The 20,121-nt window shown below is 46.3% G+C and carries 18 protein-coding genes; 13 read left to right on the plus strand and 5 right to left on the minus strand.

Annotation, left to right across the window (positions count from 1 at the left end; all coding sequences use genetic code 11):
- Window positions 1-47 precede the first annotated feature (47 nt).
- Both AC1DXC_RS15355 and AC1DXC_RS15360 read right to left on the minus strand, forming a co-directional pair.
- Window positions 48-413: a response regulator transcription factor gene (locus tag AC1DXC_RS15355; RefSeq protein WP_477460037.1), complete on the minus strand. Its 366-nt coding sequence runs from the start codon at window positions 411-413 to the stop codon at window positions 48-50.
- A 98-nt stretch (window positions 414-511) separates the two neighbouring features.
- Complete coding sequence (locus tag AC1DXC_RS15360; RefSeq protein ID WP_477460038.1) at window positions 512-3,496, minus strand: CheR family methyltransferase; 2,985 nt, start codon at window positions 3,494-3,496, stop codon at window positions 512-514.
- A gap of 475 nt (window positions 3,497-3,971) precedes the next feature.
- On the opposite strand from AC1DXC_RS15360, the gene AC1DXC_RS15365 reads away from it, so the two are divergent.
- Both AC1DXC_RS15365 and AC1DXC_RS15370 read left to right on the plus strand, forming a co-directional pair.
- Window positions 3,972-4,676 (plus strand): DUF4386 domain-containing protein, encoded by a 705-nt coding sequence (locus AC1DXC_RS15365; protein WP_477460039.1) that lies wholly within the window; start codon window positions 3,972-3,974, stop codon window positions 4,674-4,676.
- A 6-nt stretch (window positions 4,677-4,682) separates the two neighbouring features.
- Window positions 4,683-5,105 carry a DUF6326 family protein gene (locus AC1DXC_RS15370; protein ID WP_477460040.1) on the plus strand — a complete coding sequence of 141 codons (423 nt, stop codon included), beginning with the start codon at window positions 4,683-4,685 and terminating at the stop codon, window positions 5,103-5,105.
- Window positions 5,106-5,316: 211 nt separating this feature from the next.
- Here the strand turns inward: AC1DXC_RS15370 and AC1DXC_RS15375 are convergent, their stop codons facing one another.
- Together AC1DXC_RS15375 and AC1DXC_RS15380 are read right to left on the minus strand one after the other, a co-directional pair.
- Window positions 5,317-6,072 (minus strand): LytR/AlgR family response regulator transcription factor, encoded by a 756-nt coding sequence (locus tag AC1DXC_RS15375; protein WP_477460041.1) that lies wholly within the window; start codon window positions 6,070-6,072, stop codon window positions 5,317-5,319.
- Window positions 6,069-7,118, minus strand: coding sequence for a sensor histidine kinase (locus tag AC1DXC_RS15380; protein WP_477460042.1), 1,050 nt, complete (start codon window positions 7,116-7,118; stop codon window positions 6,069-6,071). Before AC1DXC_RS15380 ends, AC1DXC_RS15375 begins: the two co-directional genes overlap by 4 nt.
- Window positions 7,119-7,539: 421 nt before the next feature.
- Here AC1DXC_RS15380 and AC1DXC_RS15385 point away from each other — a divergent pair, with 421 nt between their 5' ends.
- The 5 genes from AC1DXC_RS15385 to AC1DXC_RS15405 all read left to right on the plus strand — a co-directional run bounded on the left by AC1DXC_RS15385 (window position 7,540) and on the right by AC1DXC_RS15405 (window position 12,538).
- On the plus strand, window positions 7,540-8,391 hold the full coding sequence (locus AC1DXC_RS15385; RefSeq protein ID WP_477460043.1) for an aldo/keto reductase: 852 nt from the start codon (window positions 7,540-7,542) through the stop codon (window positions 8,389-8,391).
- A gap of 22 nt (window positions 8,392-8,413) precedes the next feature.
- Window positions 8,414-8,917, plus strand: a complete 504-nt coding sequence (locus AC1DXC_RS15390; protein ID WP_477460044.1) for a nuclear transport factor 2 family protein — start codon at window positions 8,414-8,416, stop codon at window positions 8,915-8,917.
- 253 nt (window positions 8,918-9,170) lie between these two features.
- Window positions 9,171-11,432 (plus strand): xanthine dehydrogenase family protein molybdopterin-binding subunit, encoded by a 2,262-nt coding sequence (locus AC1DXC_RS15395; protein ID WP_477460045.1) that lies wholly within the window; start codon window positions 9,171-9,173, stop codon window positions 11,430-11,432.
- A gap of 33 nt (window positions 11,433-11,465) precedes the next feature.
- On the plus strand, window positions 11,466-11,939 hold the full coding sequence (locus AC1DXC_RS15400; protein WP_477460046.1) for a (2Fe-2S)-binding protein: 474 nt from the start codon (window positions 11,466-11,468) through the stop codon (window positions 11,937-11,939).
- Window positions 11,936-12,538 carry a hypothetical protein gene (locus AC1DXC_RS15405; protein ID WP_477460047.1) on the plus strand — a complete coding sequence of 201 codons (603 nt, stop codon included), beginning with the start codon at window positions 11,936-11,938 and terminating at the stop codon, window positions 12,536-12,538. The genes AC1DXC_RS15400 and AC1DXC_RS15405 overlap by 4 nt, the downstream gene beginning before the upstream one ends.
- 748 nt (window positions 12,539-13,286) lie before the next feature.
- Here AC1DXC_RS15405 and AC1DXC_RS15410 read toward each other — a convergent pair.
- A complete protein-coding gene (locus AC1DXC_RS15410) occupies window positions 13,287-13,556 on the minus strand; it encodes a hypothetical protein (RefSeq protein WP_477460048.1) in 270 nt (89 codons plus the stop codon).
- 432 nt (window positions 13,557-13,988) lie between these two features.
- On the opposite strand from AC1DXC_RS15410, the gene AC1DXC_RS15415 reads away from it, so the two are divergent.
- The 6 genes from AC1DXC_RS15415 to AC1DXC_RS15440 all read left to right on the plus strand — a co-directional run bounded on the left by AC1DXC_RS15415 (window position 13,989) and on the right by AC1DXC_RS15440 (window position 20,119).
- On the plus strand, window positions 13,989-14,783 hold the full coding sequence (locus AC1DXC_RS15415; RefSeq protein WP_477460049.1) for an NIPSNAP family protein: 795 nt from the start codon (window positions 13,989-13,991) through the stop codon (window positions 14,781-14,783).
- A 232-nt stretch (window positions 14,784-15,015) separates the two neighbouring features.
- On the plus strand, window positions 15,016-15,270 hold the full coding sequence (locus AC1DXC_RS15420; RefSeq protein WP_477460050.1) for a hypothetical protein: 255 nt from the start codon (window positions 15,016-15,018) through the stop codon (window positions 15,268-15,270).
- 210 nt (window positions 15,271-15,480) lie between these two features.
- Entirely contained in the window at window positions 15,481-16,188 is a 708-nt protein-coding gene (locus tag AC1DXC_RS15425) for an NUDIX hydrolase (RefSeq protein WP_477460051.1), read from the plus strand.
- A gap of 102 nt (window positions 16,189-16,290) precedes the next feature.
- Window positions 16,291-17,997: a ribulokinase gene (locus tag AC1DXC_RS15430; RefSeq protein WP_477460052.1), complete on the plus strand. Its 1,707-nt coding sequence runs from the start codon at window positions 16,291-16,293 to the stop codon at window positions 17,995-17,997.
- 3 nt (window positions 17,998-18,000) lie between these two features.
- Window positions 18,001-18,702: an L-ribulose-5-phosphate 4-epimerase gene (locus AC1DXC_RS15435; RefSeq protein ID WP_477460053.1), complete on the plus strand. Its 702-nt coding sequence runs from the start codon at window positions 18,001-18,003 to the stop codon at window positions 18,700-18,702.
- Window positions 18,703-18,751: 49 nt separating this feature from the next.
- Complete coding sequence (locus AC1DXC_RS15440) at window positions 18,752-20,119, plus strand: glycoside hydrolase family 27 protein (RefSeq protein ID WP_477460054.1); 1,368 nt, start codon at window positions 18,752-18,754, stop codon at window positions 20,117-20,119.
- Window positions 20,120-20,121: the final 2 nt, after the last annotated feature.

Consider the following 20,121-nt stretch of genomic DNA (forward strand, 5'->3'; position numbering starts at 1 on the left):
CTAATGCAATCTTCGACCAGCGGGGCTATAGAACGTCTTCGTCCCCGCTACGCCCCTAACTGCCTTTTTATGGCATCAAGAAGCTGGTCGACATCGAATGGTTTTGCAATAAAATCATTTGGCGCCCCGGGTAAATTAAGCACCGCCACAAGATCGTGTGTGCCCGAAATGAGGATAACGGGCAATAGTTTGGTAAGATGGTTTTCTTTTATTTCTTTACAAATGGCGCGCCCATCCATATCGGCAAGCATCACATCCATCAAAATAAGATCGGGGGTAAAATCTTTTATATGGTCGAATATAGCGTCGCCGCGGTTTAAGGTTTTCACCGTGTAGCCACTTTCGGTTAACAGATAAGCAACAACTTCTAAAATATCATCGTCGTCATCTAAAACCAATATCTTTTTGCTCATAAATTAGGTAGAATAGTATCGGCAATAGATAGCCAATTATGGTGCCAGCATTGTGGCTTCTTTGGGTTTAAATATTTAATTACCAGGTATTAATTAAATTAGTTTAAAAACGGGGTTATCGCCAGCGCTTCCGTTTCTATTTTCAGGTAGATCATAAAATCTGAGCCTACTCCCGGCTCGCTTTCTACCACAATTTTACCGCCGGCAGCATTCACTATTTTTTTGGCCAGGTACAGCCCAATGCCATGCCCCTCTACGTCATGGTTTAACCTGCCATACATATCAAAAATTTTGCCGATACCGCCTTTAGGGATGCCTTTCCCGTTATCCTTTACCGATAAAATCACGCTGTCGCCCTCTTGCCGGGTAATGATGCTTATTACCGGGCTTTCTTCCCTCCTGAACTTGATAGCGTTTGAAATGAGGTTATAAACAATACTCCTGAGGTTCTTTTTAGAAAAAAGTATCTGCTTAACGGCCAGGTCGCGGGTAATTACAGCGCCCGATGCACTTATCTTATTGTCGAGGCTCCATTCTATGTTATTCACAATTTCGCCGAGATCAACCATTTCCATGGCTATCATATCGTTCTCCACTTTGGCTATCGTAGCAATATCGGTTAAGGTTATCTTATTCATGATATTGATGCTGGTTTCGATATTGCTGAGCGGGGCCAACAGATCGTGCGAGGCAGCGTGGATAAAATGGTCCAGGTCGGTATTAATGCGCAGCAGCGTTTTGTTCTTTTTATCAATTTCCAGTTCATTGCGTTTTAACTCAGAAATATCATTAAAGGTGATGATAGCACCGCTGTTGGTGTTATCGGCCAGCAGGTAGGGCATGGTCATGATCTGGTACCATTTGCCGTTGTTGGTTTCAATTTCTTTGGTGATGATAGAACCGTCGAGCAGCACCTGCCTGATATCATCTATAATCGTTTCGAATTTGATGTTGGTAGATATATTGCTCAGCGGCCTGCCAATATCCGTTTCCAGCAAGTTTATCTGTTTTGTGGTACCCGGCGAAAACCGCATCAGCTGCAGGTCGTTATTAATAAATAGCTGCCCGTTTACATTGCTCCTGAAATAATTATTCAGGTCTTCATTAATTTCCAGCAGTTCTTTGTTCTTTAACTGGTAGTCGGCATTAATGGTATGCAGTTCTTCATTTACAGATTGCATCTCTTCGTTAGTGCTCTGCATCTCTTCGTTGGCCGATATAAGCTCCTCGTTAAACGATTGCATGTTCTCGTTAGAGGCATCAAGCCTTTCGTAAGATAAATGCAGCTTATCTTTCAGGTCCTTCAGTTCTGCCTCGAGGTTTTTGGTGTACTGATCGAGGTAGATGGTTTCGTTATATACATCATCTGCGCCCGATGGGGTGGTTTTATCTTTGGTAAATGTAACCATCAATATTTTTTGCTCGCCTTTAACTTCTAAGGCACTAACAGAAAGGTTAACTTTAAACACGTTTTTCCCCTGTTTAATTTTCACGCCCTGCACCTCAATGCTTTTACCATTTTTTAACACACTGCTACTTAATGTATTAAATACAACAGCAAGGGGCTTGGGTAAAAGTTCGGTAAGGTTGGAGGTGAAATGCTTCTGGAGTAAATAAGTTGCCGTGTCGCCGTAGGAATTTATCACCTGGTTGTTTTCGTTCACGCAAACGGCCAGGTAATCCAACCCGGCGGCTAAGCTTACGTGCATGGCTTCTGACAAAGCATGGTTGGGGTTTTTAGCGATATCCCCGGTTGCAAAACGCGAAGGCGTCTTTTTTATATCCAAAAGATCGGGCAAAGAAAAAGCATCGAAGCTAATACCTCGTTTGGTTTCGAGGTTTTTATAGATCTTCCATTTTTTATGCACCACCTGGAGGTTCTTGAGGATAGGCATCGGGTTTTCACTGGAGCCTAAAAACAAATAGCCATCCATTTTGAGCCCGAAAAGCAACATGGTGAACACCTTTTTTTGCAGTACCGGTGTCATATAAATGAGCAGGTTGCGGCAGCTGATGAAGTGCATATTGCAATAAGGCGGGTTTTTAACCAGGTCGTGCTGGGCAAATATCACCATCTTGCGTATTACCGGGTTTACCCTGTATCCGTCTCCCTCCTTAATAAAGTATTTCTCCAGGCGTTCGGGCGAAACGTCGTTTGAAATTTTAGCGCTATACAGCCCTTTGCCGGCATGCAATAAAGCCGCGCTATCAATATCGGTAGCAAATATCTTTACTACACGGTCTTCCGTGTCATCCTTCAGCAGTTCGGCAATCAGTATGGCCAGTGAGTAAACCTCTTCGCCGGTAGCACAGCCGGCAACCCATAGCTTTAATTCTTCGCCGGGGGTAAGCTTTTGTAATATGCCGGGCAATACCTCTTTTTGTATAAATTCAAAAGCCCCTTTATCCCTAAAAAACGAGGTTACACTGATGAGGAATTCCTTGGCAAGCGCCTCAACTTCAGCAGGTGTGGCTTTAAGGTGATTGAGATAACTACCCAGCGAAGTAAAATTGCCGTAAGATGCCCGCCTCTTAGTCCTGCGGAGTATAGTGGTTTGTTTGTAGTCAGAAAAATCGAGCGGTGAGGTTTCCTTGATCAGGTCGACTATGGCTTTTAAGTTAGTTTCGTCATCCTTATCATCCGTTAAAAGTTCGCCTGCGTTTTTAACATAATCCTCTATAGCGCCGGGCATTTGTGCCGGTTCTAAAATAAAATCTACCAAACCCGTAGCAATAGCGCTTGATGGCATGCTGCCAAAATCGGAGGTTGCGGGGTTGCGGGCAATGATCATACCGCCCGCTTTTTTTATGGCTTTAATACCCTCGGTGCCATCGCTGCCTAAACCCGATAGAATAATACCGATGGCTTTTTTACCGCAGTCGGCAGCAAGCGACTCGAAAAAGTTATTGATGGTTAAATGCGGACCTTTAACGTGCTCTTTATCGGTTAAATATAAGGTGCCATCGTTAATGGTCATGAATTTATTATGCGGGATAAGGTAAACTTCGTTGCACACAACATGCATCTCATTTTCGGCCTCTTTTACAACAAGCTTGCTATGCCGGGCCAACAGCTCCACCATACGGCTTTTAAAATCTGAGGATAAATGCTGAATGATAACATAAGAAACCCCATCAAGGGGGCGTATGATCAAAAAAGGAATTAATTTCATCCATACCACCCGCGGATGCGCCTATGGCAATAATATGGTGGGGTTCTGCTAAAAGCATACAATAAGAAATTAATAACGGGTTAAGATGTAATATTGTGCAAGGCAGGGCAAGGAAATCAAACTTACCGTTAATTTTTTGAAAATCAATAAATTATTAAGTGATGTTCGTCACTTTACTCAGCCATGGGCGGTGATATTACCTTAGCACTTCAAGGCATAGGCCGGCCTCCAAAACCCGATACCAGCGCGCCTCTACCGAAACCTATTTTTAGAAACCCTCCGGCCCCAACTTTGGTAAACGGAAGCGCAATGTTATTGCCTTCTATCCATTTCGTTTTGTAACAATCGTGGCAAGCCAGGGTCAAATTGTCTGAAAATCGACCTTATGGAGCCAAACAAAAAAACAGCGAGGATTGCCGGCCTCTTTTACCTCGTAGTGGTGCTTAGCGGCCTTTTTCACCTGTTATACGTGCCCGGGAAATTGATTGATTGGCACAACCCGGTCCTCACCCTGCAAAATATCACCGCCCACGAAACCCTTTTCCGGCTGAGTATCCTGGCGGGCTGCATCTGCTACACGGCGTTCCTGTTTTTGCCCCTCGTATTATATAAATTGCTGTCGCCCGTAAATAAAACCCATGGGGTAGCCATGGCCGCCCTCGCGCTGCTGAGCGTGCCCATATCCTTTGTAAACCTCCTGAACAAATTTGCCGTGCTTACGCTCATCAGCAAGCCTGAATACGCCATAGCCCCGCCGGGACTTGCCTCGCAGGTGATGCTGCAATTGCAATACTACAGCAACGGCAACCTCGTGGCCTCGCTGTTTTGGGGGCTGTGGCTGCTGCCATTTGGGTGGCTGGTGTATCGGTCGGTTTTTTTGCCGAAGGTGCTTGGCGTGCTATTGATGGCGGGTTGTATTGGCTATGTAGTAAATTTTATTGGCGAGCTGGTGTTTGCCGGCGCGTACGCCAAAAGCGGCATCGACAGCTATATCAGCATTCCCGGCGGGTTGGGCGAAATTGGCACCTGCCTGTGGCTGTTGGTTATGGGAGTGAAAGGTAAAACAACAAACTTTATTGCAACGAAATAAAAAGAGATGGCAAATACTCCTCAACTACAAAATTTCGGCATCAATATTAAGCTTAAACTCTCCGCTTTATGGGTAAGCGTAATGTTTTGCTATGTGTACGGCGACTTTTTTTCGCTGTTTGTACCTGGCCGCATCCAAAACCTGATGAATGGCAATAGCGGCAGCGGCCACACCACACCCGTGATGCTGCTGGTGTATGCCATCCTGATGACCCTGCCGCCAATGATGATATTCCTTTCACTTATTCTCCGCCCTAAAATCAACAGGGTTGCCAATTTGGCAACCGGCATATTATTTACCCTCGTGATGCTGCTGGTTGTGGCTACCTCTATTAGTAAATGGATGCTATTTTACACCTATTTAGGGGTGGTAGAGATCGTCGTCACTTGCCTAATTATCGGATATGCCTGGAAATGGCCTAAAGAGTGACCATCGGCCGTAGAACGCGAGCGGGGGTAATTGTTTTGTTTGGGGTGGATTTGGAAACTTTGACCAGTACGAAATATCGATTCAACCACAGGTATGCCTGCACTGTTTGGCCTACTCGTTTTTTAAACACCCGGGCAAAATGCTGAAGGTCTTTAAAGCCAAGTTAGTGGGCAACGGAGGGTTATCTTTTGCAATCCTCTTATGTTCGCTATCACACCCAATCCTTTATAAAATCATAAAAGGCTTGTTTGTATTGCTCGGTTACAGGTATGGCCACGGCACCAATTTGAAGGGTGTTTTTGGTTATGGACGTTACCGCTGCGCCGGCAACTATAAACGACCTGTGGATACGAATAAAACCGAACGCGGAGAGTTTTTCTTCCAGCATTTTTAAGCTTGTTAAGGTGAGCAGGGGCTTATCCTGAGTTTTCAGGAATATCTTTACGTAATCTTTCAAGCCTTCAATATACAGCATATCGGTAATTTCAATTTTAACCAGCTGGTAATCAACCTTTAGGTAGATGTAGTTTTTTTCTACCCGCTGGTCGTTAAGGGCGGTACTGGCGTTAACGTTGCTATTGCCGAGCAACAATTTGAAATAGTTGTACGCCTTGGCTGCCGATTTGGTGAAATCGGCAAAGCTGAAGGGTTTTAAAAGATAGTCGAGCGCATCTACCTTAAAACCATCGAGCGCGTATTGGTCGTACGCGGTGGTAAAAATAACGCGCAGGGTTTTGTTCCTGCCGGTTTGCTCAATAATTTTTGCCAGTTCTACACCGCTGAGGCCGGCCATACGGATATCAAGGAACAGCAATTGCAGGTCGGGTGCCTCGTGTATGGCGGTAAGCGCCTCCACTGCGTTTGTAAAGGTGCCCATCAGGTTTAAAAACGGCGTTTGCTCAATGTACGATGTTACCAGTTTTAAGGCAACCGGTTCGTCATCTACAGCTATACAATTTATCTTCATGTTAAAACCAGCTTTAAAACAACCGTGTATTCTTTAATAGTGGTATCGCTATGCACTTCCAGCGTATGTGTGGCGGGGTACAACAGGTCGAGCCGCCGTTTTGTATTGGCCACGCCTATGCCATTGCTCTCCTCCAGATGCTGGGCCTTTTCTTCAAAAAGCGAATTCTTTACTTCCAGCTTGACCGTGTTTTCTGCCTGGCTGATATCGATATAAATATAACTGGGCTTTACCAGGCTGATGCCGTGCTTAAATGCGTTTTCGATAAAGGGGAGAAATAGCATGGGCGCCAATTCGTAATTCTTCATCCCATCCTGCTTTTCGAAGATGACCTGTACGTTCTCGTTCAGCCGCAGGCGCATCAGCGTGATATAATCCTCCATAAATTTCACCTCTTTTTCCAGGTCGGTGAGGTCGTTTTTGGTTTCATATAGCACGTACCGCATCATATGCGATAAGGTGTAGATAGCATCTTTGGAGGCCGTGGGATTGGTATCGGCGAGGGCATATATGGTATGCAGGATATTGAAAAAGAAGTGCGGGTTTATCTGGGCTTTCAGCAGCGATAGTTCGGTATGCATTTTATCGCGTTCGGTTGCCTCAAAAATGGCCTGGTTTATTCTCAGCTTGTTGTAGAAAGCTATAATGCTGCTGATACCTATCAATACCATGGCGGTCATCATGGTCCAGTAAAAATCGTGCGTGCTTTGTCCCGCTGGTTTCTGGTTAAGTGATTTTGCAAGGGCGGCATTAGCACCGCTGATATTATCAAGCAAGCCGTTCAGGTAAACAGCGGCCATTACCAGGCTAAGCGAGATCAATATAAACAGCGCGGCCTTATTTTTAAACAATAGTTTTGGTGTAAGAAACAGCAGGTTGAAGTAGAATAACGCTGCCCATATTAAATGCATGGCTATGCGTTTGGCCCAAAACGCCTCGGGTAGTTTAAATGGCCAGGTAAGCGGGAAAAGCGTATATATGATGAGCCCGGCAACAATGTAGAAATGCACCGAAAGTAAAACCTTCTTTAGAGGCGACAAAAACATATATAATATTTGTTTAATTGTAAAAGTAGTATAAAAAAGTGCGTTTTGTTTCTCAGGCAAAACGCACCATACCGTTTCAAAAACAGCAATCAACTAAATCCCATCTCACCGGGATGCTACAAAAAAGCATTTTTTAGGCCAATAAAGAATGTTAAATAGACGGTTGAGGCTATAAAATAGATAGAATGGCCTTTTTTGTCTATCAGCTTTTTTAGGGCTGCATTTATTCCCAGAATAACTCACCAAGCGGCTTCGGCGCGTAAAAATTTCGCCATCGATTTTAAAGACGGTCTCGTCTATTTTTAATGGCGAACCGTCTATTAAAGAATTTTGGATTGTTGAATTTGTGTTGTTTTGGTTATTCGATTGAATTTAAACCGGCGATACATTTTGGTGTTATCTCCGTGTAAAATAAATCATTATGCAAACAGTAAAATTAAATAACGGCATAGAAATGCCCATCCTGGGTTTCGGCGTATTTCAGGTAACAGATTTAGCAGAGTGTGAAAGAAGCGTTGTAGACGCGATAGAAACCGGTTACCGCTTGATAGATACCGCGCAATCTTACATGAACGAAGAAGCGGTTGGCAAAGCTATCAAAACCAGCGGCGTTGCCCGCGAAGATCTGTTTATTACCACCAAGCTATGGATACAATCTAACGGCTACGAAGGCGCAAAGAAAGCTTTTGAAACTTCGCTGAAGAAATTGCAGCTCGATTACCTCGACCTATATCTTATCCATCAGCCCTATGGCGATGTGTATGGCGAGTGGCGTGCCATGGAAGAACTATACAAAGAAGGCAAGATAAGGGCCATCGGCGTGAGCAATTTCCATCCCGACAGGCTGATGGACCTCATCGTACACAACGAAATTGTGCCTGCCGTAAACCAGGTAGAAACGCACCCATTCCACCAGCAGCACCATGCGCAGCAGTTTATGATAGATAATCAAGTGCAGATAGAATCATGGGGCCCCTTTGCCGAAGGGAGGAATGATATGTTTAAAAACGAGTTGCTGCAATCTATCGGCGATAAATACCATAAATCAATTGCCCAGGTGGTGCTGCGTTGGCTTACGCAAAGAGGAGTGGTTGTAATACCAAAATCAGTCCGCAAGGAGCGGATGGCAGAAAACTTAAATAGCCTCGACTTTGAGTTAACAACTGATGAAATGGAAGCCATTAAAACGTTGGATACCAAAGCCAGCAGCTTTTTCGATCATCGCGATCCGGCTATGGTCAAATGGCTGGGCGAACGAAAATTGAATAATTAACCAATAAATAGAAACCGAAATTATGAAAGCACTCATTATCGCATTATTCCTTTTGTTTGCCGGCTTTCAGCTATCGCATGCACAGGCCAAGCTGCCTGGCGCGACAGCAACAAGCACAACCAAAGAGGAGCAGGAATTGCTCAATCTATCTAAAGCAAAATGGGGCTGGATGGCCGACAAAAAAGCAGATACCCTGAACGGCCTATTTGCCGAGAACTGCGTTTTTGTGCACATGGGCGGCAGCTGGGGCAAAACCCAGGAGTTGAACACCATAAAAGGTGGTTTTATTTGGTACAAGCAAGCCGAAGTTTATGGCGCATCGGTAAATATTTTCGGCAACACCGCCATCTTATTGAATGACATCGACCTGGTGGCCGTGGTTGGCGGAAACGAGGTAGTGCACGCCTTTATGGTAACAGAGGTTTACATCAAAGAAAACGGCAAATGGAAGATGGGCTCGCTCACTTTTTCTACACTGATACGGCCGGTTAAATTGAAAACCAACGCTACCCAGCCGCAACATTAATTTGGTTTTTAGAGGTAAGGCAACAATGGCTATCTGATTTGATTTATACGCCCACACAAAATGTTATAATAATCTGTTAATCAATAAAAAAATGAAATACAATTTTAATCACATACCTTAATTTTTGTACCTTTTGAATTCCATAGCCCCAATAAAAAACCATTAACTTAACCTTGCTATAGCGCATAATAACTATGCAAACGTGTTCGAATTCGATAGCATAATTTAAAAACCATTTTTACCTAAAAATCAAATGGAAAAGACCAACACTAACTTTAACAGGCGTGCTTTTTTAAGGGCATCTGCACTTGTAGGAGGCGGCCTGATGATTCAATTCAGTGCCCTTGGAAAAATGGGGCTTGCCGAAAGGGGTATCGATGCCGGTGCCGCCGGAGAATGGAATGAGTTGACAGGGTATATTAAAATTACAGCGGATAATGTTATCAAGATCATTTGCCCTAACCCCGAGTTCGGCCAAAATGTAATGACCTCGCTGCCCATGATGGTAGCCGAAGAATTGGATGTTGATTGGAAAAAAGTAGTGGTTGAAATGGGCCCTCATGATAATACGAAATTAGGACCACAGTTTACCGGTGGCAGTAATTCTATGAGGATGTATTGGAAGCCCTTGCGCGAAGCCGGAGCAGCTGCACGTAATATGCTGAGGCAGGCAGCTGCGCAAACCTGGAGCGTACCAATTGAGGAAATAACAACAAAAGCCGGGGTGCTTTACCACGATAAAAGCGGCAAGACAGGCAAGTATGGCGACTTTGCAACCAAAGCGGCGGCTATACCTGTGCCTAAGGGTGTTAAATTAAAAGAGGTCAAAAACTTTAACGTCGTTAGGCATTCACAAAAGAATGTAGAGGGGACAAAAATCATAAGTGGAAAACCGCTTTTTGGCCTGGATTATAAACACGATGGTATGTTGATCGCCATGATCCAGCATCCGCCTGGTTTCGGCATGAAACTTAAATCGTTCGACGCCTCTCAGACTTTGAAAATGCCCGGCATTAAAGACGTTTTCAACATCAAATTATATGAAGACGGATTTGAACAAGGTGGTTTCGATACGCGTACCTTCAATGATCTGTTGGTGGTGGTAGGCAAAACTACCTGGGAAGTGATGCAAGCCCGTAAAAAGCTTATTGTAGAATGGATGCCAGCCGGCGACACCAAAGATACCATGCAAGGCCGCGGAGGGAAAAGAGAGGTTGTGGTTCCCGGCGAGCTGGAAACTACAGCTGCGCAGCATGAAAAAATGAGGCTGCGCGCCAGCCAGCCGGCACAGCAATTACGAAAAGACGGCGACCCGGAAACCGCGTTTAAAAACGCGGCGCAGATCATCGAACGCACTTACAATGCGCCATTCCTGGCGCATAACTGCATGGAGCCGATGAATTTCTTTGCACACGTAACGGATGAAAAGGCTTTATTAGTAGGGCCTTTACAGGCCCCTGGCTGGACAGAGCCCACACTCTCAAAAATTTTAAAACTCCCTGCCGATAAGATCGAGATTCAGATGACCCGTATGGGCGGTGGGTTTGGCCGCAGGGCATACGGGCATTACCTTACAGAAGCTGCACTGATATCTAAAAAAGCTAAGGCACCCATAAAACTTATTTATAGCCGCGAGGATGATACCACTTATGGCATTTATCGGCCCATGTACACGGCAACCTACCGTGCTGCCTTGGATGCTAATAAAAACCTTATTGCTTTTCACGTAAAAGGCGGCGGCATCCCCGAAAACGCTATTCACCCAAACAGGTTCCCGGCTGGTGCGGTTGATAATTACCTTGCCGAGGGTTGGGAGATCCCATCCAATATCACCATCGGTGCATTCAGAGCCCCAAGGTCAAATTTCAATGCAGCCGCAGAGCAATCTTTCCTGGATGAACTAGCCGAAGCAATGGGTAAAGACCCTATAGAGTTCCGGCTGGAATTACTAAAAAGAGCAAAAGAAAACCCCGTTGGTAAAAATAATGAATACGACGCCGACCGGTATGCGGGCGTGTTGAAATTAGTTAAGGATAAATCCGGATGGAACGGCCCCGAACAGAAAAAGTTCAGCCGTGGCGTTGCCGCCTATTTCTGCCATAACTCTTATGCTGCTCATGTTGTAGACATGACGACAAAAGATGGTCATCCGTATGTTGAACGGGTATTTAGCGCTATTGACTGCGGCATAGTAATAAATCCCGATGCGGCAACCAATATGGTACAGGGCGCAGTTGTTGATGGGATTGGAAATGCATTGTATGGTGGACTAACCCATAAAAATGGCGTTGTTGAACAGAATAACTTCCATTCGTACAGGATCATCCGCATGCACGAAGCACCAAAAAAGGTAGATGTGCACTTTGTTCAGAATGATATTGATCCTACGGGATTAGGCGAGCCACCGTTTCCGCCTGTATTTGGTGCTGTGGCCAACGCGCTGTATAAGGCATCGGGCAAGCGTTTTTATCAACAGCCTTTTTCATCACCACAACCCGAAGTTCCAGCTGTTTAAATCACTCCTTTCATTACTGTAAATATTTGAATTATGATCACTTTAAATATCAATAAGAAAATATATCATGTGGATGCAGACCCCGATACACCCCTGCTTTGGGTGCTGAGAGACCATGTTGGCCTGGTAGGGACAAAATTTGGCTGCGGGGTGGCACAATGTGGTGCTTGTACTGTGCATTTGAATGGAGAGGCAGTGCGCTCTTGCGTTACTAAATTAAGCCGCGCCGAAGGCAAAAAAGTAGTAACCATTGAAGGCTTGTCTGCAACCAACACCCACCCCCTGCAAAAGGCATGGCTGGAATTAGATGTATCACAATGTGGCTATTGCCAGGCCGGGCAGATCATGTCGGCCGCCGTGCTGCTTAAAGAAAACAAAAAACCAACCGACCAGGATATTGATGATGCCATGGCGGGGAACATCTGCCGCTGCGGTACTTATTTGCGCGTTCGTGAAGCTATTCACTTAGCAGCAGAGCTTCAGGGAAAGGAGATCTCGGCCAAATGAAAAAGAAATATTTTGCAGTAATTGCCGTGTTGGCGGCAATGGTTGGTATAATGGCTTTCAGCATCGATGCTTCAGATACAAAATCACCTTCAGTGATAATTAAAAAGGACAGCATTGCATCTGTAGCAGCTTTTAAACAAGTGTACACTGTATTAATGAGCGCCCGTTGTATGAATTGCCATCCGGCGGGTAACATTCCGCTTCAGGGAGATGACAGCCATTTGCACACCATGTTTCCTAAGAGAGGCATCGATGGAAAAGGTGTCTACGCGATGAAGTGTTCCAACTGCCACCAACCTGCTAATACGCCTGGCTTGCATACGCCTCCGGGGAACCCCAACTGGCATTTGCCACCTGCCAATATGAAAATGGTTTTTCAGGGAAAGACACGCCGGGAATTAGCACAGCAATTGATTGATCCGAAACGCAACGGCAACAAAGACATGAAAAAGCTTATTGCACATGCGGACGATGGTTTAGTTAAAGGTGGCTGGAATCCCGGCGAGGGCCGTACGCTTCCACCAATAAGCCATGCAGCGTTTAAAAAAGCATGGATCACCTGGCTCACAACAGGGGCATATGCGCCTGCGTCTAAATAAGTTGCTAAAGTTCTATAACCCTCGCCGGGATGAATTTTAAGCCATAGGCTACCAAATATTCGCAAGCGGTTGGCTGAACAATGCCACGCGGGAAATTTGGAGTCGCCCGGTAGATGTGCCGTTGCTTAAAGATGGCTCGATGCTGGTATCAGACGATTTTACGGGCGTTATATACCGCATTGCGTATAAAAAATAGCGAGGGGAATAGACGTAACAGGCCTAAGTTTGCGCAACTTAGGCCTATAATAAATCCTGAATACCGGCTTATCCTGCAAACCTTGCTAAACCAAACAGCAGCTATCGTGGAGTTGACCGTGTCGAAAGCTTCTACCCTTGCTTTTCCAATTCTCCCACCGATTTAGCCCAGCTTAGTCCTGAAGTTGCTTTACACAAGGTGTTCCAAATTGCTCAAAAAAAGTATTTCATCCATTTTTGTAATTTTATTTAAGTGGTTAATAATAAATATATTATAGGGTTTACTTAAACAACAGGGGTGTCCCAAAGTGTTCCACAAAAAAATGCAACTGTTTGATAATCAGTGAGAATTAAAAATTAAGTGTCCCATATTCAAAGTGGAACACTTGCAGGCATGTCGCAAACAGACGTACCAAACCTCCCTAAACCCGGGTGTACGGAAAGCCTGGTTTATAAATCGAGATCTCCATCCTGGCCGTCCATAACTTTGAATTTGGCAGTTAAAAAGGCAAAAACCGGTATTTTTAAAAGCGTTTTGGGGCAAGAAAACTTGTTACCGCTTCACAATGTAATCGTACCAAACGTACAATTGATCGAACAGCGGACCGGCGTTGAACTCTTTGCCTTTTGAGGTTACCATGCGCACGTTGCCGTCGGTGTTATCTACCATAATTTCGTCTATCTCGGTAGCGTCGTTGTCTTTCTGGAAGATGAAACGCACTTTCAGCTTTCCTTTAAGCCATTCCACATGGCTTTGCGCAGGCACCAAATGGGTTTCGCTGCCTTTGTAAAAGCTGATGTGCCTGGCGTCTTTCAAATTCATGTAGTGTAAAGCGAATTGCATAAGGTAAAGGAATGCAAAAACGGCGAGCAGCAACAGGTGAGAACCACCCTTTCGACAGGCGTTTTTTCACCCTTTTTGAGAGGGAAATCCGAAAGCCGAAATTCTAAATTCTGAAATCAGGTGGCGATTTAACCGCAAAGGACAAAAAGAAGGGCGCAAAGGCACAAAGCCTTGCAAACCGGCAATAAGACGCAAAAAGTAAATTATGAAATGTTAGCGCATTTGCGTAAAAAAATCTTTGTGCTCTTTGCGCTAGTCAAACTGCAAATCTTTGTGCCCTTTGCGGTAAAATAAATCGCCCTACAAAACACTGCAAACGGTCTGCCCAATCAATTCCGAAACGGCGAAGCACTCAACGTAGTTAATCCGAAATAAACGTTACATTTAGCACAACCATTATCCCGTAAATTGATGAAAAGACGCTCATTCGTGAAAAGCACCCTTTTAAGCGGCGCAGCTGCAGCCGTAATCCCTGCAACCGTCCTAAGCGCAGATACCGTCCCCTTCAAAGGCGGCGATTACTACGAACTGCGCACCTACACCCTCAAGAACGAGGCCCAGCAAAAGCTGGTGGAAGATTACTTCCGCGATGCCGCCATCCCCGCCCTTAACCGCATAGGCGTAAACCACGTGGGCGTATTTACCGAACTGAAGCCCGAGGGCCAAACCAAAATATTCGTGCTCACCACCTACAACGGCCTGGCCCACTTAAGCCACATTGCAGATAACATCGGCAAAGATGCCGAGTTTAAGGCCAAAGGAGCTGCATACCTCAACGCACCCGCCTCGGCCCCTGCTTACGAGCGGATAGAAAGTTCGCTGATGAAAGCTTTTGAGCATAGTCCGCTGATTGCTGTACCGCCAAATACCCCGCGTATATTCGAGTTGCGCCAATACCAAAGCGCCAGCGAAGCTGCCGGCAAAAAGAAGATAGAAATGTTTAACGACCAGGGCGAGATAGATATCTTCAAACGCCTGGGCTTTAAGCCCGTTTTCTGGGGCGAAACCATCATCGGCCCGCTAAGGCCAAACCTTACTTATATGGTAACCTTCGATGACCTGGCCGCCAAGGATGCGCACTGGAAAGCTTTTGTAGACGATGCCCAATGGAAAAAGATCAGCTCCGTGCCCGATTATGCCGACGCCCTGCTGGTAAACAAAATAACCTCTACCCTGCTGGTGCCTACGGCCTACTCGCAGATATAGATAGGACGATTACTCGTTTCAAGAGCTCTGTCATTTCGAACCGAGGCACGAGGGAGAAATCTTGTTAGACATGCAAAGCTCGGCACTTTGCATGCCCGCTTACATTATCTAACAAGATTTCTCGTCGCTTCGCTCGCTCGAAATGACAAAATGGTGTATTTCGCTTTCCATCTGCAGGATAAATGCCCGGTCATTTTAATAACTTTGCGGCTTTAAAATTCAGGTATTACCCATGCAAGACCCATTCGACGTATTGGTAAACGGCGTAGTTTACTCCGTTTTCCCCGAAGAAGATAACGTTTACACCATTTTTAAAGCCGGTACCGAGTTCGGCAAAATAGAGAAAGACACCGAAAACCTGTGGCTAAAGCTCAACCCCGAAACCGAACTGCCCATGTTTGATAATGATGCCGAAACCAACCGCATAGGCCAGGCCATAACCAACTACGTGCCCGAGGAAGAAGACGAGGATGAGGACCTGGAATAAGCGCGTCGTACCATACAGCCAAACACCTTATATTAATTGTAAAATAAACACTTAAAGTATTTTTTGCGTACTTTAGCTTGCACAAGGCCGGTAAAAAGCACTTTTTTTACAACAAACCGGGATTTTTAAGCACAAAGGCCAATAAATAATTTGCAATATGGCCGCATAAACTATATTTGCGGTTAACACCAAAAAAATATCCATAGCAGCATGCTCAAATACTCAAAACAAACCCGTTTCCTGGTAGCGGTGGATTGCATTGTTTTCGGTTTTGACGGCGAAACCCTAAAGCTGCTGCTCATCAAAAGGGCGTTCAACCCCGAAAAGGATAAATGGAGCCTGATGGGCGGTTTCGTACAAGCTACCGAAAGCCTGGACCAGGCCGCCAATCGCATTTTAAAGCAACTAACTGGATTAGAGGGCGTTTACCTCGAACAAATGTACTCTTTCGGCGAAACCAGCCGCGACCCGATGGAGCGCACCGTATCCGTAAGCTACTTCGCCCTGATAGATATACATAAGTATGAGAAGCAGATAAGTGCCGACTTCCACGCCGAGTGGGTACCGCTTAAACGCATCCCAAAACTCATCTTCGATCACCAGGAAATGGTGGAGCTGGCCAAGAAAAGCATCCGCTATAAAGCCGCCCTGCACCCTATTTTATTCGAGCTGCTCCCCTCCCGCTTTACTTTACCACAGCTGCAAAACCTCTACGAGAGCGTTTTTAACGCCAGTATTGATAAACGCAACTTTAGCAAAAGGGTGCTGGCTACCGGTTTGCTTATCAAACTAACCGATAAAGATAAGGCCGGCTCAAAACGCGGCGCGTTCTACTATCAGCTTAATATGCAAAAGTATTACGCTAATTTTCAGGCATTTATCAACATTATCCCCAATCCCGATTCGTTACAGAATTAGGCTCACAATCCCCTGTTTTAATTTTTTTTTATGTTTCCTTGCAAAAATTTCTTTTTGTAAAAAAATAAGTGTTATTTAGACACTCAATTATAAAGCTAATATATGAGCCAAGATCAGTACGTGATCGGTGTCGACTATGGGTCGGATTCCGTTCGCTCGGTAATCGTTGACGCCTCCAACGGGCAAGAGATTGCTTCTTCTGTATTCAACTACCCCCGCTGGCGCGATGGTAAATACTGCGTGCCATCAGAAAACCAGTTTAGGCAGCACCCTTTAGATTATATAGAGGGCCTGGAAACCACCATTAAAGATTGTATTGAACAGGCAGGCGGCCAGGCTATAGCCAAAGCTATCAAAGGCATATCGGTAGATACCACCGGCTCTACCCCTGTTGCGGTTGATGCTACAGGCAGCCCGCTGGCACTGAGCCCGGAGTTTGCCGAGAATCCCAACGCCATGTTCGTTCTATGGAAAGACCATACCGGCATTGCCGAAGCCGATGAGATAAATGCACATGCCGAAAAATTCGAACCTAACTACCTTAAATATGTAGGCGGTATCTACTCGTCTGAATGGTTTTGGGCCAAGCTGTTGCATGTAGTACGTGTAGATAGCGAAGTTGCCGCCGCGCTGCACTCCTGGGTAGAGCATTGCGACTGGGTACCCTTCCTGCTTACCGGCGGTACCGATGTTAAAGAAATCAAACGTGGCCGTTGCTCTGCCGGGCACAAAGCCCTTTGGGCCGAAGAATTCGACGGCCTGCCGCCCGATAGCTTCTTCAGCTCGCTTGATCCGTTACTGACAGGCATTACCGATAAACTTTATACCGATACTTACACTGCCGATGTAGCCGCAGGCAACCTGAGTGCCGAATGGGCCGAACGCCTTGGCCTCAGTACCGATGTGGTTATAGGCACCGGCGCTTTCGATGCGCATATGGGTGCCGTGGGCGGGCAAATAGAGCCCTACTTCCTAAGCAAAGTAATGGGTACTTCCACCTGCGATATTTTAGTTGCCCCCTCTGCCGAGATTGACGGCAAGCTGGTAAAAGGCATCTGCGGGCAGGTAAACGGTTCGGTTATCCCAGGCATGGCGGGTTTGGAGGCGGGTCAATCTGCCTTTGGCGATACCTACGCATGGTTCAAAAACCTGATTGCCTGGCCAATCAATAACCTGCTGTCGCAATCAACTTTGTTGGATGCTGCTACCGCAGAAGCGCTTAAAGAAGAATTAACAGAACTCATTATACCTGAACTAAGCAAACAAGCGGCACTATTGCCTATAGAAGAATATAACGAATTGGCGGTTGATTGGTTCAACGGTCGCCGCACGCCCGATGCCAACCAGGCATTGAAGGGAGCCATCAGCGGCTTGAATTTAGGCAGCGATGCCCCGCGCGTTTTCCGTGCCCTGGCCGAGGCTACCTGCTTCGGTGCCAAAAGCATCGTAGAACGTTTCATTAGCGAGGGTATCCCGGTAAAGGGTATCATTGGCATTGGCGGGGTGGCCAAAAAGTCGCCATTTGTAATGCAGATGATGGCCGATATTTTGGGCATGCCTATTCGCATCCATCAATTTAAACACACTTGTGCGCTGGGCGCGGCCATGTTTGCGGCGGTGGTAGCGGGTATTTATCCTGATGTAGAAGCCGCCATGCAGGCCATGGGCCGCGGCTTCGATGTAAGCTACGAACCCAATACCCAACTGCGCGATGTTTACGAGAAACGTTACCGCCAATACCAGGCGCTGGGCAAAGATATCGCGAAGCAAACCGCGCTTAAAAATACCGCCGAACTTCAGAACGCCTAAGTCATGAGTCAATTTCAACACATTAAACAAAAGGCTTACGAGGCCAATATGCAGCTGCCTAAGCTTGGCCTGGTGCTGTTCACCTTTGGCAATGTAAGCGCGGCCGACCGCGAACTGGGCGTATTTGCCATCAAACCAAGCGGCGTACCGTATGAGGAGCTTACGCCCGACATGATGGTGATCGTAGATTTTGATGGAAAAACCGTAGAGGGCAGCCATCGCCCGTCATCAGATACACAAACACATGCGGTTTTGTACAAAAAATGGCCTAAGATTGGCGGCATAGTGCATACGCACTCCACCTTTGGCACGGCCTGGGCGCAATCGCAACGTGCTATACCCATATTCGGTACCACGCATGCCGACCACCTTACCTGCGATATCCCCTGCGCGCCGCCCATGAGCGACGAAATGATACAGGGCAATTACGAATATGAAACAGGCTTCCAAATCATCAATCATTTTGAAAGTCAGGATTTGGACTACGAAGAAGTAGAAATGGTACTGGTGGGTAACCACGCCCCCTTTACCTGGGGCAAAACAGCCGATAAAGCCGTTTACAACAGCGCGGTTTTAGAAACCGTTGCCCACATGGCTTACCTTACCGAGCAGATAAACCCCAATGCGCCACGCCTTAAAGATGCCCTTGTAAAAAAACATTACGAGCGCAAGCACGGGCCGGATTCGTATTACGGGCAGAGCTAGATTTGAGAGGCGAGATTTGAAATTAAAAAAAACAGGGTTATTAAATAGCATGAAATTTAGCCGCGTTATCCTACTTATTGTTTGTATTGCCTTTTGCTTTAGTGCATCGGCACAAAACAAAGTGGCCGTTACCCCGCCCATGGGCTGGAACAGTTACAACTGTTTCGGCTCGGCCGTGCACGAGGATGAGGTAAAAGCCAATACCGATTACATGGCCGATAAACTGAAGGGCTTGGGCTGGGAGTACATCGTGGTAGATTTCCTTTGGAGCTACGATAACCCTCCCGGCAGCAACATAGGCAACCCTTTCCAGATGCGCCTTTGGGATGGCTCGTATGTTCCCTGGCTCACCATGGATAAATGGGGCCGTTTGTTGCCTCAGCCTAACAAATTCCCCTCGGCACTGGATGGCAAAGGATTTAAATCACTGTCGGATTATGTGCACAGTAAGGGTCTCAAATTCGGCATACACGTAATGCGTGGCATACCCAGGCAAGCGGTGTGGAGCAAATCGCCCGTAAAAGGCACCAACGGCATCACGGCAGATATGGTAGCCGATACCAATTCCAAATGCCCATGGATGAACCACATGTACGGCCTCGACATGAAAAAAACCGGCGCGCAGGAATACCTCAACTCTATACTGGAACTATACGCAAGCTGGGGCGTAGATTTTATTAAGGTGGATGACCTTTCGCGCCCATACAGCAACGCCGAGGTAGAAGGCTATAAAAAAGCCATCGACAATTGCGGCAGGCCCATGGTGCTGAGTCTTTCGCCGGGCGAAACGCCGGTTGCCCAGGCGGCCCATGCTACCCAATACGCCAACATGTGGCGCATGGCCGATGATTTTTGGGATAACTGGAAAGAGATACTCCATATGTTCGATTACGCCAAAAGCTGGGAAGGCGTTGGCGGCCCCGGCCACTGGCCCGATGCAGACATGATACAGATAGGCAAGCTATCGAAACGCGGTCCCGTGGGTAACGAGCGTTACAGCCGCTTTACCGAAGACGAGCAGTACACCCACATGACCTTCTGGAGCATTTACCGATCGCCCCTGATGATTGGCGGCAACATGCCCGAGAACCGCGACCTGGAACTGAAGCTATTTACTAATGCCGAGGTATTAGGCGCTAACCAACATGGCGAAAACCCCAAACAGCTTTATAAAAAAGACGGCGCCATGGTTTGGTACTCGCACGTGCAGGGCAGCAAAGATTTGTACGTGGCGCTGTTCAACATTGGCGATGCCAACAAAAGCGTAGCGGTAGATTTTGCCGCGCTGGGCCTCAAAGGCAAAGTAAAGGTACGCGACCTGTGGAAGAAACAGGATCTGGGCCAGTTCAAAAAAACATACCAGCAAGCCATAAACCTGCACGGCGCGGCATTGCTAAGATTATCATCAACAAATTAAAA

The sequence above is a fragment of the Mucilaginibacter sp. P2_D11 genome (assembly GCF_056404435.1).

Excerpts from the sequence above, each read along its gene's own strand:
- AC1DXC_RS15355 (WP_477460037.1), bottom strand. The coding sequence starts at position 413 with ATGAGCAAAAAGATATTGGTTTTAGATGACGACGATGATATTTTAGAA.
- AC1DXC_RS15360 (WP_477460038.1), bottom strand. The coding sequence starts at position 3,496 with ATGGTGGAGCTGTTGGCCCGGCATAGCAAGCTTGTTGTAAAAGAGGCC.
- AC1DXC_RS15365 (WP_477460039.1), top strand. The coding sequence starts at position 3,972 with ATGGAGCCAAACAAAAAAACAGCGAGGATTGCCGGCCTCTTTTACCTC.
- AC1DXC_RS15370 (WP_477460040.1), top strand. The coding sequence starts at position 4,683 with ATGGCAAATACTCCTCAACTACAAAATTTCGGCATCAATATTAAGCTT.
- AC1DXC_RS15375 (WP_477460041.1), bottom strand. The coding sequence starts at position 6,072 with ATGAAGATAAATTGTATAGCTGTAGATGACGAACCGGTTGCCTTAAAA.
- AC1DXC_RS15380 (WP_477460042.1), bottom strand. The coding sequence starts at position 7,118 with ATGTTTTTGTCGCCTCTAAAGAAGGTTTTACTTTCGGTGCATTTCTAC.
- AC1DXC_RS15385 (WP_477460043.1), top strand. The coding sequence starts at position 7,540 with ATGCAAACAGTAAAATTAAATAACGGCATAGAAATGCCCATCCTGGGT.
- AC1DXC_RS15390 (WP_477460044.1), top strand. The coding sequence starts at position 8,414 with ATGAAAGCACTCATTATCGCATTATTCCTTTTGTTTGCCGGCTTTCAG.
- AC1DXC_RS15395 (WP_477460045.1), top strand. The coding sequence starts at position 9,171 with ATGGAAAAGACCAACACTAACTTTAACAGGCGTGCTTTTTTAAGGGCA.
- AC1DXC_RS15400 (WP_477460046.1), top strand. The coding sequence starts at position 11,466 with ATGATCACTTTAAATATCAATAAGAAAATATATCATGTGGATGCAGAC.
- AC1DXC_RS15405 (WP_477460047.1), top strand. The coding sequence starts at position 11,936 with ATGAAAAAGAAATATTTTGCAGTAATTGCCGTGTTGGCGGCAATGGTT.
- AC1DXC_RS15410 (WP_477460048.1), bottom strand. The coding sequence starts at position 13,556 with ATGAATTTGAAAGACGCCAGGCACATCAGCTTTTACAAAGGCAGCGAA.
- AC1DXC_RS15415 (WP_477460049.1), top strand. The coding sequence starts at position 13,989 with ATGAAAAGACGCTCATTCGTGAAAAGCACCCTTTTAAGCGGCGCAGCT.
- AC1DXC_RS15420 (WP_477460050.1), top strand. The coding sequence starts at position 15,016 with ATGCAAGACCCATTCGACGTATTGGTAAACGGCGTAGTTTACTCCGTT.
- AC1DXC_RS15425 (WP_477460051.1), top strand. The coding sequence starts at position 15,481 with ATGCTCAAATACTCAAAACAAACCCGTTTCCTGGTAGCGGTGGATTGC.
- AC1DXC_RS15430 (WP_477460052.1), top strand. The coding sequence starts at position 16,291 with ATGAGCCAAGATCAGTACGTGATCGGTGTCGACTATGGGTCGGATTCC.
- AC1DXC_RS15435 (WP_477460053.1), top strand. The coding sequence starts at position 18,001 with ATGAGTCAATTTCAACACATTAAACAAAAGGCTTACGAGGCCAATATG.
- AC1DXC_RS15440 (WP_477460054.1), top strand. The coding sequence starts at position 18,752 with ATGAAATTTAGCCGCGTTATCCTACTTATTGTTTGTATTGCCTTTTGC.